The organism is Stenotrophomonas sp. 82F1, from assembly GCF_056861525.1.
Map to the genome: position 1 here is coordinate 37,134 of NZ_JBSPUD010000013.1, position 13,165 is coordinate 50,298.

At 65.2% G+C, this 13,165-nt stretch carries 16 protein-coding genes; 5 read left to right on the forward strand and 11 right to left on the reverse strand.

Annotated features, from left to right (window positions below; genetic code table 11):
- The first annotated feature begins 59 nt into the window (after positions 1 to 59).
- Positions 60 to 2,240 carry a TonB-dependent siderophore receptor gene (locus AC13GI_RS13580; protein WP_482996566.1) on the forward strand — a complete coding sequence of 727 codons (2,181 nt, stop codon included), beginning with the start codon at positions 60 to 62 and terminating at the stop codon, positions 2,238 to 2,240.
- Positions 2,237 to 2,818, forward strand: coding sequence for a nicotinamide riboside transporter PnuC (gene pnuC, locus AC13GI_RS13585; protein WP_099819546.1), 582 nt, complete (start codon positions 2,237 to 2,239; stop codon positions 2,816 to 2,818). Before AC13GI_RS13580 ends, pnuC begins: the two co-directional genes overlap by 4 nt.
- A gap of 187 nt (positions 2,819 to 3,005) precedes the next feature.
- Here pnuC and AC13GI_RS13590 read toward each other — a convergent pair whose 3' ends face one another.
- The 7 genes from AC13GI_RS13590 to AC13GI_RS13620 form a co-directional block, all read right to left on the reverse strand.
- Complete coding sequence (locus AC13GI_RS13590) at positions 3,006 to 3,422, reverse strand: hypothetical protein (RefSeq protein WP_482996603.1); 417 nt, start codon at positions 3,420 to 3,422, stop codon at positions 3,006 to 3,008.
- A 163-nt stretch (positions 3,423 to 3,585) separates the two neighbouring features.
- Entirely contained in the window at positions 3,586 to 4,560 is a 975-nt protein-coding gene (locus AC13GI_RS13595; RefSeq protein WP_482996567.1) for a Dyp-type peroxidase, read from the reverse strand.
- A gap of 91 nt (positions 4,561 to 4,651) precedes the next feature.
- Entirely contained in the window at positions 4,652 to 4,918 is a 267-nt protein-coding gene (locus tag AC13GI_RS13600; RefSeq protein ID WP_482996568.1) for a hypothetical protein, read from the reverse strand.
- Positions 4,919 to 4,933: 15 nt separating this feature from the next.
- The gene (locus tag AC13GI_RS13605) at positions 4,934 to 5,260 is read right to left on the reverse strand and encodes a hypothetical protein (protein WP_482996569.1); all 327 of its coding nucleotides are present in this window, start codon (positions 5,258 to 5,260) and stop codon (positions 4,934 to 4,936) included.
- Positions 5,261 to 5,314: 54 nt separating this feature from the next.
- Positions 5,315 to 5,683 carry a VOC family protein gene (locus AC13GI_RS13610; protein WP_482996570.1) on the reverse strand — a complete coding sequence of 123 codons (369 nt, stop codon included), beginning with the start codon at positions 5,681 to 5,683 and terminating at the stop codon, positions 5,315 to 5,317.
- 69 nt (positions 5,684 to 5,752) lie between these two features.
- Positions 5,753 to 6,520 (reverse strand): DUF6597 domain-containing transcriptional factor, encoded by a 768-nt coding sequence (locus tag AC13GI_RS13615; protein ID WP_482996571.1) that lies wholly within the window; start codon positions 6,518 to 6,520, stop codon positions 5,753 to 5,755.
- Between the two features lie 115 nt (positions 6,521 to 6,635).
- Positions 6,636 to 7,208: an OmpO family porin gene (locus tag AC13GI_RS13620; protein ID WP_176022450.1), complete on the reverse strand. Its 573-nt coding sequence runs from the start codon at positions 7,206 to 7,208 to the stop codon at positions 6,636 to 6,638.
- 524 nt (positions 7,209 to 7,732) lie between these two features.
- Between AC13GI_RS13620 and AC13GI_RS13625 the strand changes: the two genes are divergently transcribed.
- Complete coding sequence (locus tag AC13GI_RS13625) at positions 7,733 to 8,002, forward strand: hypothetical protein (protein ID WP_099819538.1); 270 nt, start codon at positions 7,733 to 7,735, stop codon at positions 8,000 to 8,002.
- Between the two features lie 156 nt (positions 8,003 to 8,158).
- The gene (locus AC13GI_RS13630; protein ID WP_482996604.1) at positions 8,159 to 8,860 is read left to right on the forward strand and encodes a hypothetical protein; all 702 of its coding nucleotides are present in this window, start codon (positions 8,159 to 8,161) and stop codon (positions 8,858 to 8,860) included.
- A gap of 58 nt (positions 8,861 to 8,918) precedes the next feature.
- Here AC13GI_RS13630 and AC13GI_RS13635 read toward each other — a convergent pair whose 3' ends face one another.
- The 3 genes from AC13GI_RS13635 to AC13GI_RS13645 all read right to left on the reverse strand — a co-directional run bounded on the left by AC13GI_RS13635 (position 8,919) and on the right by AC13GI_RS13645 (position 11,527).
- A complete protein-coding gene (locus AC13GI_RS13635) occupies positions 8,919 to 10,115 on the reverse strand; it encodes a GAF domain-containing sensor histidine kinase (RefSeq protein ID WP_482996572.1) in 1,197 nt (398 codons plus the stop codon).
- Between the two features lie 212 nt (positions 10,116 to 10,327).
- Entirely contained in the window at positions 10,328 to 11,092 is a 765-nt protein-coding gene (locus AC13GI_RS13640) for an EAL domain-containing protein (protein WP_482996573.1), read from the reverse strand.
- A 180-nt stretch (positions 11,093 to 11,272) separates the two neighbouring features.
- Positions 11,273 to 11,527 (reverse strand): hypothetical protein, encoded by a 255-nt coding sequence (locus AC13GI_RS13645; RefSeq protein ID WP_482996574.1) that lies wholly within the window; start codon positions 11,525 to 11,527, stop codon positions 11,273 to 11,275.
- Between the two features lie 428 nt (positions 11,528 to 11,955).
- Here AC13GI_RS13645 and AC13GI_RS13650 point away from each other — a divergent pair, with 428 nt between their 5' ends.
- Positions 11,956 to 12,324 carry a hypothetical protein gene (locus tag AC13GI_RS13650; protein ID WP_482996575.1) on the forward strand — a complete coding sequence of 123 codons (369 nt, stop codon included), beginning with the start codon at positions 11,956 to 11,958 and terminating at the stop codon, positions 12,322 to 12,324.
- 30 nt (positions 12,325 to 12,354) lie between these two features.
- Here AC13GI_RS13650 and AC13GI_RS13655 read toward each other — a convergent pair whose 3' ends face one another.
- Positions 12,355 to 13,041, reverse strand: a complete 687-nt coding sequence (locus AC13GI_RS13655; protein ID WP_482996576.1) for a hypothetical protein — start codon at positions 13,039 to 13,041, stop codon at positions 12,355 to 12,357.
- Positions 13,042 to 13,165 lie beyond the last annotated feature (124 nt).

Genomic DNA, 13,165 nt, shown 5'->3' on the forward strand with positions numbered 1-13,165 from the left:
TGGGCCGGTGCACCTGCGCGCCGTCGCTTCGTCTCCCTTGTTGTCTGAAGACGAATCGAATGAACCGCTGCCTGCGCCCCACCCTGCTCGCCCTTGCCCTCTGCGCTGCCCTGCCGCTGTACGCCAGCGAGGCAGGCACCGACGCCGTTGATGCTCCGCCGTCCTCGCCCACCGATCTGGCGGCAGTGCGCGTGCAGGCCGGCAAGCCGGCCACCGACACCTCGCGCGTCAACGCCTTCGGTGGCGGCTCCTGGAAGGACACGCCCGCTTCGGTGAATGTGCTGGAGCGCGACTACCTCGACCGCCGCCAGGTGCGTTCGCTGTCCGAGCTGGCCAGCAATGACGCCTCGCTGGGCGATGCCTATGCGCCGGTGGGCTACTACCAGAACATCGCCATCCGCGGCTTCGCGCTGGACGCGGCCACCGGCTACCGCTTCAACGGCATGTCCATCGCCGGCGAACAGCGCCTGGCGCTGGAGAACATCCAGGAAGTGCAGATCCTGAAGGGCGAAGCCGGCCTCGCGGCTGGCGTGATGGCACCCGGCGGCATCATCAACTACGTGGGCAAGCGCCCGGCGGAAGTGCGCACGGTCACTCTGGGCACGGATTCGGAAGGCTCGCGCTATGCCGCCGTGGATGTCGGCCACTGGCTGACCCCGCGCTTCGGCGTCCGCTTCAATGCCGCCTGGGATGCCAGTGATTCCTACGTCGAGCATGCCGACGGCCGCCGCAACTTCTATTCGCTGGCCACCGACTGGCTGATCGGCGAACACGGCAAGCTGGAAGTGGATGCCAACTACCAGACCAGCGCGCAGCGCTCGGTGTCCGGCTTCCAGCTGCTGGGCGCGCGCGAGCTGCCGCGCGGCGTCGACCGCGAGCGCCTGCTCGGCTACCAGCCGTGGCAGCGGCCGGTGGACATCGCCAGCACCAACATCACCGCCCTGCACACCTACGACTTCAACGACGCCTGGCAGTCGCGGCTGTCGATCGGTCACAGCCGGTCGGTGATCGATGACAACGTCGCCTTCGCCTATGGCTGCTACTACACCGCAGGGTGCGCAGACGGCAGCGTGCCGGGCAACTATTTCGCCCCCAACGGCGACTACGACATCTACGACTACCGCAGCCCGGATGACACCCGCCGCAACCAGCAGGCGCGTGCCGAACTGCGTGGCAGCTTCGACACCGGCAGCGTCGGCCATCAGCTGAGCATCGGCGCCGATTACTTCCGCCGCACCGTCGACAAGCGCCCGAGCGTCAACGAGTACGTCGGCACCAGCAACATCCACGATGCGCAGGTGCCGGTGTTCGAGCCCTCACCGAAAATGCCGGGTGCATCGGCACGACGCCTGGACAGCCGCCAGACCGCGTTCTTCGCGCTGGACCGGATGAGCTTCGGCGATGACTGGCAGTGGCTGGCCGGCGGCCGCTTCGTGCGCCTGGACGAGCGCGCCTATGACAAGCGCGGCACGCCGCAACGCCACAGCCGCCTGTCGCGCTTCCTGCCGCAGACCGCGCTGGTGTGGAAGGCCACCGACCAGCTCAACGCCTACGCCAGCTACGTGCGCGGCATTTCGCTGGGCCAGGAAGCACCGTTCTGGACGTCCAACGCCGATACCTTCCTGCCGTCGATGCAGTCGCGGCAGCTGGAAGTGGGTGTGAAGTACGTGCCGGTGGACGCCCTCACCCTGGGTGCCGCGGTGTTCCGCACCACCCAGCCCTACCAGTACGCAAAGCCCGACGGCAGTGATGCCGGCTACACCTTCGTCGAAGAAGGCCAGCAGACCCATACCGGGCTGGAACTGACCGCCAACGGCCAGCTGACCGATGCGCTGCAGATCGTCGCCAGCGCCAGCGTGCTGCAGGCGCGCGCCCGCGACACCGGCACCCCGGTCTATGAAGGCCATCAGCTGGTGAATGTGCCGAAGATGCGCGCCAGCGTGCACCTGGCCTACGCGCTGCCGTTCGTTGAAGGCCTGGATGTGACCGGTGGCTGGCGCTATGCCGCCGCCAACGTCGCCCGCGCCGACGGCGGTGTGCGCGCACCGGACTACTCGGTGTTCGACGCTGGCCTGCGCTTCCAGCACCGCCTGCACGGGCGTGCCGTGACCTGGAACCTGTCGGTGGACAACCTGTTCAACCGCTTCTACTGGCGCGACACCGGCAGCAGCGGCGGTGACTACTACCTGTTCCCGGGTGCGCCGCGACAGGCTCGCCTGTCGGTGACGTTCGCGCTGTGAGCGGCGTGGCGCTCGAGTGGACTGCGGCCCTCTTCAGCATCCTCGGGGTGTGGCTGATGGCGAAGCGGCGGCTGGCCGCGTGGCCGGTCGGCCTGCTGTCGGTCGCGCTGTATGGCGCAGTGTTCGCCGAGGCCAAGCTGTACTCGGACACGCTGCTGCAGGTCGCCTTCGGTGGTTTCCTGGTCTACGGCTGGATCAACTGGCGCCAGCACGCGGCCGATGAAGGCAGCATCCGCATCGTGCCGCTGGCGCGCGGCACGATGCTGCGCGACCTCGCCATCGGCCTGTGTGGCGGCGTCGCGCTTGGCGCCGGCATGCACACCTTCACCGACGCGGCGCTGCCGTGGCTGGACGCGATGCTGACCGCGCTGAGCCTGGTCGGGCAATGGTGGCAGGCACGCCGACACGCCGCCTGCTGGTGGGTGTGGATCGTGGTGGACGTGGTCTACGTGGGCGCGTACCTGTTCAAGTCGCTGCACGTGACTGCTGCGTTGTACGTGTTCTTCCTGGGCCTGGCGCTGTTCGGGCTGCGGGCGTGGCGTGCCGCCGCACGGGAACCGCAGTTGGCAACGCGGTAGCGCCACGCCATGCGTGGCTGTTGTGGGGCGACCGTCGCGCCATCCACGCATGGCGTGGATCTACTGGTAGTCGCCAACCTTGGTTGGCACGTGCCAAACGCAGCCACGCATGCGGAGACACACAGTAGAGCCTCGCCATGCGTGGCTGTTGTGGGCAATCGGCACGCGATCCACGCATGGCGTGGATCTACTGGGTCAGCACCAGCCCCAAGCGCAGCGGTTGGCGCATGTCCTTCGGCGGCGCCGCCGGCAACGCCGTGGCCTGCAGCGTCGCACGCAGGTCGGCATCCACCTGGGCATCACCCAGGCTGTCGAATTCCAGTTTGGAGATCGCGCCATCGCGGGCGATCCACACGCTCACCACCAACGGTGCCGGCGTATCGGGATGCTCCTGCAGCCAGGCCAGCAGGCGCTGGGCGCGTGGATCCTGTTCCTGCTGCAGGCGCTGCTGCAGTTCGCCGCTGACGGAGGCGGCATAGGCCATCCAATGCGCAGGCGCGTCCTGTGCGGACACGTTGGCGCTGCCCAGCGCCAGCAGGCCCAGCAACCATGCCAACGGGCGCCAGCCACGGCGCGTGCTGCGCCTGTTGCCTGCAGAAACCATCACCCACGCCTCCACTGCCGTCCAACGCATCATGGTCGGCGCTGTAGATGACAGGCAGATGGCGGACGCCGCAGTAGAGCCACGCCATGCGTGGCCGTTCTGGGCAACCGGTTGATCCATCCACGCATGGCGTGGATCTACCTGGCTGCCCCACCCGGCGTGATCAGTCGCCCAGGTCGGCCAGCACCTTGCGCGAGGGGGCGAAGAAGGTGACGCCGGTGGTCGCGGTGGAGAAATCGAGGATGCGGTCGTGCAGCGGCGCGGGATTGCCGATGAACATCCGTTCCAGCATCTGCTCGATCACCCACAGCCGACGCGTGTAGCCGATGAAATAGGTGCCGTACTCGCCGCGCCCCGGATTGGCGAACGGCATGTTGTCGCGCAGGATCTCGTGCTCGCCGTCGGCATCCTCGATGGTGCACAGCGTCTTGTGCGACTTCTGCGCGTCGGCCGGCGCGTCGTCCAGTTCGATGTTGTCGTGCTTGGTGCGGCCGATGATCGCTTCCTGCGCTTCGGTCTTCTGCGCACGCCAGGCATCGAGGTTGTGCAGGTACTTCTGCACCACCACGTAGCTGCCACCGGCATGGTCGGGATCCTCGTCGCCGACGATGGTCGCCGCCGGCAGCGACAGTCCCTCAGGGTTGGCGGTGCCGTCGACGAAATCGAGCAGGTCGCGGCCGTCGAAGTAGCGAAAACCGGCCACGTCATCCACCGCTTCCACGGCATCACCAAAGGCCAGCAGCAGGTTCTTCTCGAACGCCACGATCAGGTCCATCGTGCGTGCACGGATGTGGTACAGCAGGTCGCCCGGCGTGGAGACTGCCGTGTGGGTCGCCCCCTTCACTTCCTGGAACGGCTTCAACTCGCGCGGCGGCGTGCTGCCCACCAGCGGCGCCCACACGCGGTGGCCGATGGCCACGTTGCAGGTGAAGGTGCGCTCGATATCGCGGATGGCGGTGTTCTTGATCAGGTCATCGGTGCTGGCCAGCACCTCGCGCACTTTCGCCAGCGACGCTTCATCGTCCTTCACCGTCAGCACCAGGAACGCGGCCGAATGGGTCAGCGGCGCGGTGATCTGCTGCGGCTCGTTGTCGAGCGTGTGGTTGAGGGCGGTGATGGGGGCGGGCTGGGCGTTCACGGCAGTTCCTGCTGGCTTGAGGCGGGCACACCGCATGCGGCGATGTGCGGGCGATCATAGCGGAACGGCCTTGCCGGCGACGGAGCGGTTCTCAGTTCGCGGCGAGCGTGAGCCATTCGTTGGCGAGCGCGCGTGCCCGCTGTTCGCTGTCGGTGATCGAATGCTCCGGCTGCTGCAGCCACCACTCTCCCTGCCATTGCGGCAGCATGTGTCCGCGCAGGAAACGCTGGACGCGGAAGCTCTGCCCGACAGCATGGATGCAGACCAGCCGGATGCCGTCCTGGGAGACAACAGCGTCCAGCAGCTGCCAGCCATCCGCCGCATCGCGCAGCAGATGCGCCCCGGCGATTTCGATCACGTCCATCCTGTGCGGCTACGCCGTGGTCACGGTGAACTGTTGCGGCGCGCGCCACGCAACCCGGAGGTAGGCGCCCTGCAGCAAGCCGCCATCGCGAAAGTGTTCGAACACGTCGGCCGGGCACCACTCCCTGCCCGCCGAGAAGGCTACGCCGAGGCCACGCAGACGGATGAAGACGGTGGCCTTGGCTGCGTCGTCGGCGACCGGCAGGGTGAGGGTGTCTGCCTCGCCAGCGGTGAATCCCAGCGCCTGCAGCGAGGTCCGCGGGCGGCCGTTCAACAACATCACCTTGATGCAGTTGCCGTCGGCCTGCCTCACGTAGGCGTCGATGTGCGTTTCCATTGGCGGATTGTAGAGGCAGCGCGCGCCCAGAGGCATCGCGCTGCTGACCGCACATCAGGTGGCATCGCTCCACACCGCCAGCACGTAACCGTCCAGATCGCGGAAGTGAAAGCGACGGCCACCGGGGAAAGCGAACACGTCCTGCACGATCTCACCGCCGGCGGCGAGGATGCGCTGCTGTGCATCTGCCAGATCCGAACAGTAAAGAATCACCAGCGCGCCTCCCGTGGCTGTCACCGCCTCGTCAGCGACGAAACCCCCTTTGAGGCGACCATCGTCGAACTCGGTATAGGCCGGGCCGTAGTCGGTGAAAGACCAGCCGAAGACCTGCCCATAGAACTGTTTGCTGCGGGCGATGTCGGCGACGTTGAATTCGATGTTGTCGATGCGGCGTTCGGCAGCGGTGGTGTCTGCGTGGCTCATGGTGCGACTCCGTGGTTGGAGCGCACAGCATCGGTCAGCGTTGGGCTGCGGTCTTGAACGAAACGGCCATCAACGCCCCCACTCCTGGCGCAGCGCACTGGCGGTCAGGCCGGACAGCTCGCGGGCCTCGCGGCTGAGATGCGCCTGATCGGCATAGCCTGCCTCTGCGGCCAGCATCGCCAGGCTGTGCGCGGGCTGCGCCTGGCTGCAGCGCAGGAACCGTTGCAGGCGCAGGATCCGCTCCAGTGACTTTGCCCCGTAACCGAACTGCGCCTGGCTGAAGCGACGCAGGGTGCGCGGGCTCATCGCCAGATGTGTGGCGAGTGCATCGATGCTGGCGTCGCCCCTGGCAGCGTGCGCGAACAGCGCATGCGCACGTTTCGTCTGTTCGTCCGCCACGGCCGCAGGCATGTTCTGTTGCAGGCTGTCGGCCAAGCGTTGCAGGCGCTGCTCAGGCGCGGCCTCACCGATCGAGGCCGCAACCTGCGTTGCCCACCGGGCATTGAATTCAATCAGCGGCACGGCCTGACCGACGACGTCGGACAAGTCGATGCCAAGCGCAGCCGATGCCTGCCCTGGCCGGAAACGCGCGCCCAGCACCTGCGCACCGGGCGCCAGCTCCGGATGTGCGGCGGTACGGTCCGGTCCTACCACGAACAACGCGCCATCACGCCAGAGGATATCCACGCAGCCATCCGGCAGCACGGTGATGCTGCCGCTGGCGTCGGCCGACAACTGGCTCTGCCAGAGCTGGCCGAACTGGCCACGCAGCGGCGCAGGCGCCAGGTGTTCCTGGTAGGCCGTGCCAGTGCCAGCGAGAGTGGAGGGATCGCCCATGCCCCATTGTGGCAAAGCGACGCCGGAAAAAGAGAAGCCCGGCACGAGGCCGGGCTTCACTGGCGTATGGGAGAGAGGTCACACGCCAGTTATACGCACTAACGACAGGCGTTTGTTACCAGCTGAAGCGCGGGCCCACGAACCACTCGCGATCGCCGGCCTTGGCCAGCTTCACTTCACCACTCAGGCCCCAGTTCTGGTTGAACTTGGCGGTGGCGCCGACGCGGCCGTAGAACTCGCCGTCCGGGTTGATACCGTGCTTCTTGCTGTAATCCTCGTAACCGGCCAGCGCATAGCCTTCCAGGTACGGGTTGAACGCGGTGCGCACGCCCACTTCAGTGGAGTAGCCGTTGAAGTCCAGGCCGTGCTTCATATCAAACTTCTGGTACGCAACACGAGCCACCAGGTCGGTGTTCGGTGCGATGCCGTAGTTGTAGCCGGCACCGATGCGCCACTGGGCGACATCGTTCTTGAAGGTGTCGGTTTCCTGCTTGCTGTAATCACCGAAGACATGGAAGTTCGGGTGCACGGCAACCGAGCCCTTCACGCCCCAGCCATCAGCGTCGCCGCCCTTGGCATCGGTGTTCACATAGCCGCCTTCAACGTAGTTGTACGACAGGCCATCGGCAGCCGATGCGGCGAACGGCAGCGCGGCCAACAGACCCAGGGCAAGCAGCGAATTCTTGATCATCGGGATACACCTTTAATTATTTTGGTTTCGTCGAACGCCCCTCGGGAGGGGAGGGATAAGGGGCGTTCGACAGGTGTGAATTATCCGTTTGTTGATGAAATCAGCCCTGAATATTGAACTGACCGGTACATGAATGAGGCTCCTGTTCAGGGAACTCTCGATACGTCATGTAGCAGCCCGCCGGGCGCAGGACGAAGGGCATGACCGCTTCGTACATCTGATCGACGAGGAGAACTGCACGTGTAGCAGTGAGGTGCGGGCGTCGATGTTGCGCGACGCTCATCTGCGCCCATTCATTAGGACAGCGTGAGCCCGCTTCATCCTGATGAATTGGCTGTATCGAAGCGGCGCAAGGGCATCGACCGATGCAGCACAGCGCGCGTGTTCCCGCTTGTTAAGGTTGGCTGCTTGCCGCACCTTCACAGCCCATCCACGTCTTCCAACTGCAGCTGAAAGCACTTCGCAGCGGCGGGAACAAACGCCGCTATATTCCAGACTCCCCAGACGAAGGAGGGAGTGGAATGTTCCTGACCAAGCAGCACATCAACGCGGCACGTGCCGTCACCGTAGCCATCGTTGCTACCGTAAGCCTCGGTGCTTGCGCCACCTACAAAGACGAATTTGCGACGATCAACTCGCGTCTCGATCAGCTCGACGTGAAGGTGCAGGGCGCGGCGCAGAGCGCCGAATCCGCCAACCAGTCCGCACAGCAGGCCAACCAGCGTCTGGATCAGATTGAAGGCCGCGTCCAGCAGCTCGAAAGGGTCCCGGGCCGCAAGCCGCGCGGGTAACCGCTCTCCCACCCACTTTGATGAACGCTTGAACCAGACACCAGTGGCCTTCACCGGCCACTGGTGTCTTTCAGCCTCCCGGTCTTGATCCGAAGGAGCCGACCCATTCGTACGTACTCATTCCCTGCACGCCGGGCCGTGTCGGCCGCGCTGACCATCGCGCTGGCATTGGCAGGCACCAGCGTGGCCAGTGCCAAGAATGGCAAGGAAGCAAAAGAAGCACCTGCCGCAGAAGCGGCGAACGCCGCCGATGAACTTCCGCAGGGCCAGGAAGTATCCGAGACCGTGATTGCACTGGCCGGCTGGGTAGTCGCCAGCAAGGACAACCAGGGCTATCCGTTCGCGATCATGGACAAGGCCGCTGCACAGGTCCTGGTCTTCGGCGGTGACGGCAAGCTGCGTGGCGCGGCGCCGGCATTGTTTGGTTCGGCCATCGGCGATCACTCGGCGCCCGGCGTTGCCAAGCTCGCGCTGAGCGCGATTCCAGGCCACGACCGCACTACCCCGGCTGGCCGTTTCATTGGCGGCTATGGGCCGTCCGACGACGCCGGACGCGTGCTGTGGGTCGACTACGATTCCGCCGTGTCGATGCATCCGCTCCCCCCTGGCACCCCGAAAGAGAAGCGCAGCGAACGACTGGCATCCGCCACGCCGGACGACAACCGCGTCACCCACGGCTGTATCAACGTCTCGCCCGGGTTCTACGAGCAGATCGTGCATTCCACGTTCGAGAAGGGCGGCGTGTTCTACGTGCTGCCGGACAAGGACTCGATCGAGGAAACGTTCCCGGAGTTCGCGAAGAGTCGCGCAGCTGCGAAGGGCGACGATGAGAAAGACGCACGCCACGCCCGCAAATGAAGCGCGGTTGTGAAGGCTGAGGAAGCAGTCACGGCGGAGCGCAGCGAGACGTGCTTCGCTACGCAAGCTCCAGCCGCGGCATCTTGAACGTGAACAAGGTGCCGGTGGCCGCGCTGGACTCCACCTCCAGCGTGCCGCCATGAGCGCGCGCAATCTCCGACGCAATGTAGATGCCGAGGCCGAGGCCGGGCCGTGGCTGCTCACTCTTCTCGCGAGAGAACGGACTGAATATGGCGTCCATCCTCTCTGATGGAATGTGTCCGTCGTTGTGTACGTCGAGCGTAAGCATGTCGGGCGTGGCGTTGACGGTCAGCGCAATTGGCGACGAGCTCACTCCGTGTTCGGCTGCATTGGTGAGCAGGTTGGCCAGGAGCTGCGCCAATCTGCTCGGATCGCAGACCACGCCGTCGTCCATCTGCATGCGGACCTTGATGTCCTGGCGGCCGGTGGCGATGGCCACCTCTTCCACAACCTTTTTCAGGTCTTCTTCCAGCGTGCTGGTCAGCTGCAGCGCGATGGGAATGCCGCCACCCAGGCGCCCCCTGGCGAAATCAAGCACGTCGTTGATCAGTCCATCCATTCTCGCAACGCCTGAAGCGATGTGCGCGAGCATTCGTTGCTGACGCTCAGCGTTCAGCTCACATGCCAGAGACTCCGCAGCGATGCTGATTGCCTGCAGAGGACTGCGCAGGTCATGACCCAGCACGGCAATGAACTGGTCGCGCAGGTCGGCGACGCGGTGCGCGTCGGAGAGCGCAGTTTCCGCTCGCTCGAGGCGATCTTCCTTGTCGAGGTAGCTTCCTACCAGATCGGCCAGCAGCTCCATGGATCTCTGCACGTGGGCGACGTCGAAGCTGGCCGGTGCCGAGTCAATCGCGCAGAGTGTGCCGAAGAAACTTCCGTCCGGCCGATGGATGGGAACGGACGCATAACTCTCGAGCCCGTAGATCCGCGGCGTGTGATGCGTGGCGTAAACCGGGTGCTTGCTCGCATGCGCAAATACCACCGACGTTGCCGACTGCCTGATCTCATCGCAGATGGTTGTCTCGAGCACCAGTTGGCCACCGGGAACCAGCCCAAACCCCAGGGTGTCGAATGTGGCGCAGGCGGTCCAGGTGGTCTGGGTCACACGGGCAATGGCGGTGAATCGGGAGCCCGTGATGTGGGCTACGGTCTCCAGGATGCGCGGCACGGCCTGGATTCGACCAATCTCGGCGATGTCGTCCAGCAGATGGGGGTCCGTCAGCTTCTGCATGGTCGTTCGTCCGGTGGGCAGCGCATCATCCCATGGAACCCGGGCGAAGGCTGATGCGAGGGCGATTGCCGCCTTTTCAGGCCAAGCCGTGACGGGCCCTGGGTCGAATACCCGGATCTGCCAGGCCAATCCATGGGTTGGCACGGGCATGGCGAAGGCAGGCGTGCCTCAGGCGGCCACACCTGACCGGGATCGGACGCGCCGTGTGCCGATCACATTGCCCAGGTGATGTCAGCCTCGCGGGCGGCAGACTCGAACTGCGGCCGACCGAACCAGTAGCCTTGCATCAGGCTGATGCCGAGATCAGACAGGCAGTGCGCCTCATCGCGGGTTTCTATGCCCTCGGCAATGACATTGATGGCCAGTTGCCCGCACATGGACACCACGCCCGCTACGATCGCGCGACGCGAGGGGCTATGGTCGATTCCCCGGATCAGCGCCATATCCAGCTTGACCATGTCCGGCTGGAAGTCGGCCAGCAGATTCAGGCCGGCAAAACCGGCACCGAAATCATCAATGGCCGTCTTGAAGCCGATACGTTTGTACTCGCTCAGGATCTCGGCCAACCATTTTCCATCGCTGATCTGCTCTCCCTCCACGGTTTCAAAGATGATCCGCTCAACAGGAAAACCATGCCGAGCCGCAGCTTGCAGCGTGGAACGGATGCACACCTCGGGCCGATAGATCGCATTGGGCAGGAAATTGATTGAAAGATGAGAGCGCAGATTCAACGACGCCGCGATCCGGATCGCCTTCTCACGGCAGGCCTGGTCGAACGAATAGCGGTTGTCCGCGGTGATACGTGACAGCACCGAACCTGCGGGCTCTCCGGCCGGACCGCGGACCAGCGCTTCATGCGCGAACACCTTGCGTGCATGCACATCGACGATCGGCTGGAATGCGTAACTGAATTCGAACTGCAGCGGATCCGCATTGCGGCACTGTGCACATCCGGCGCGCATATCGGAGGGAGGCATGCGGTTGATTCCATGTTCGGGCTAACGCCACGAGAATAGCCGACGCCCATCAGCGCCATGTGGAGGCCATCGGCGCGCCCATCCCTGTTATCGGCAGTGCTCGCGCGCGGAGCGCGTAGAGCATGCAGCTTCGCCGCCGATGTGAGGCGCCTGAGCAGGGTGGCGGGGTCGGCACCGAACCTACGGGCCAGAAGGCAACAGCAACGCCTGCGCTCGTTCTGAAAGCGGGCAGCCCTGCTGGTGCAGCAGCGTGATGGCTTGCCTGGTCCGCCGAACCAAGCCGGTATTGGCGATGAAAGTCATCTTCGCTCCGTGGAACTCCAGCACCACGTTCTCGGTTCCGGGGGCCTTCCGATCGTCCACCCTGGCGATCTCGCCGTAGGGTCGGGTGCGCGTCATCCAGTTGCGCCCGCCTTTTGGCTGCTCTGTCGTCATTGCCTCGCTGAGGTGACAGCACACTACGCCGGCAACCACGACCCATGTCGCATATTCCTCTATCGCTTAGGGCCCTTGCGCCATCGGCGTCTGGGGCGGCTTAACAGCGTGGGAGAATGCTGAAAGCGTCTTGCATCAGGCGTTGAATGCAACTCTTCTGATTGGCGCTACGCGTCGGCACAGGTACAGATGACGGGCCACCTCATCTGGGGTGGCCGGGCCTCGAAAACCCGTATCGACAATGAAGTGATTACGCTTGCCGGCCGGCGTCACCTCGCGTGGCGCCGGTCGGCAATCCGTCTGCCGGCTGCGGCGGGCGGAGCGTGGAGGCCCTGTGCCTGCCGGTTCATTGTCCCGGTTTTCGAGCCACGTCTCCGCCCGCCACCTTTGTGTGGCGGCTACCGTCTGTCCTGCACGGAGCCCCAGCCATGACTGCACCGGAATTCCCCCGTCCCCACCCCTATCGCGCTGCGGACGATGCGTCATCAGAACAAGCACCTGCGCTCAATCCCGCGGCCTTCATCGCCACGCTGACGCGGATTGGAAAAGGCGCAGCCGCCGATGGTCAACCCTGGCCGGAGCGTCACCAGATGCCCGGCCGTCGCATGGCTCTGGCCGATGCGGACTGCGCACTGGCGGGCCTGCGCGTAGCGCTGGAAATGCTGCTGGCGGCCGAGCGGGTCCGCCAGAACGGCCCGGACGACGAATACGTGGGCGATCGGGTGATGGAAGGCCTGATGATGGCGTGCCTGGCGCTGACCGCGCAGGTCAGCGCGCGGATGCGGCCGGAGGAATAACGCCGGCAACGCTTCCGGCGTTACCGCCCATCATTCGCAGGGATCGCCTTCTTCCTTCAGCATCGCCTCGTCCACCGGCCGCTCGCGCTCGATCAGGGCGCGCTGCTCCGCAGTCGGCTCGCCCAGCCACCACACTTTGCAGCGGGCGGTAAGGCGACCGACCATCTTCGATTGCGTCGGCGAGTACAGCATCGCCAACGCGGTGGTCGGGCACTGGTGCGCCTGGCAGGCGGTGTAGAGCCACCACGGCTCGCCCTGCAGCACCATCAGTTCGCCAGGCCCGCTGGGACCGCTCAGCAGGCGTTCGCGCAGGGAGGGGATGCTCTTGTCGGGCGATTCGGCCGCCGCAGTGTTCTTCATCAGAGCATTGAACGCGGCCAGCACCTTCGGGTCCTTGCGGCCGCAGTCGTCCACGCTGTTGCCGCCGACCAGGGTGAAGAAATAGGTGGCCAGCGGATTGTCCTTGCAGGTGAGCTCCGCGCCGGGGCTCTCTCCTTCCGGTTCACCTTCGTTGTCCCACACCGAAGGGTCCACGCCGTTTTCGATGGACGGCTCGTTCTCGACCACCGTGGCGGTGGCGGCTGGGGCTTCCTTTGCCGGTGCGGCGGTAGCGGCGGGCGTGGCAGCGGTGCCTGCGTCCGGTGCGGGTGCCGGCGTCTGCGTGCACGCGGCCAGCAACGCGACCATCGCCGCCATTCCCATCATTCGAGACGTCATTCCCTGTCCTGTGTGCATTCGCCCAGCTGGCGCCCGCGTGATTCTACCCGCCAGCCAGTAGATCCACGCCATGCGTGGATGGGTTTCGCGCACGCACAAAAAAAACCCCGGCGCTGAGCCGGGG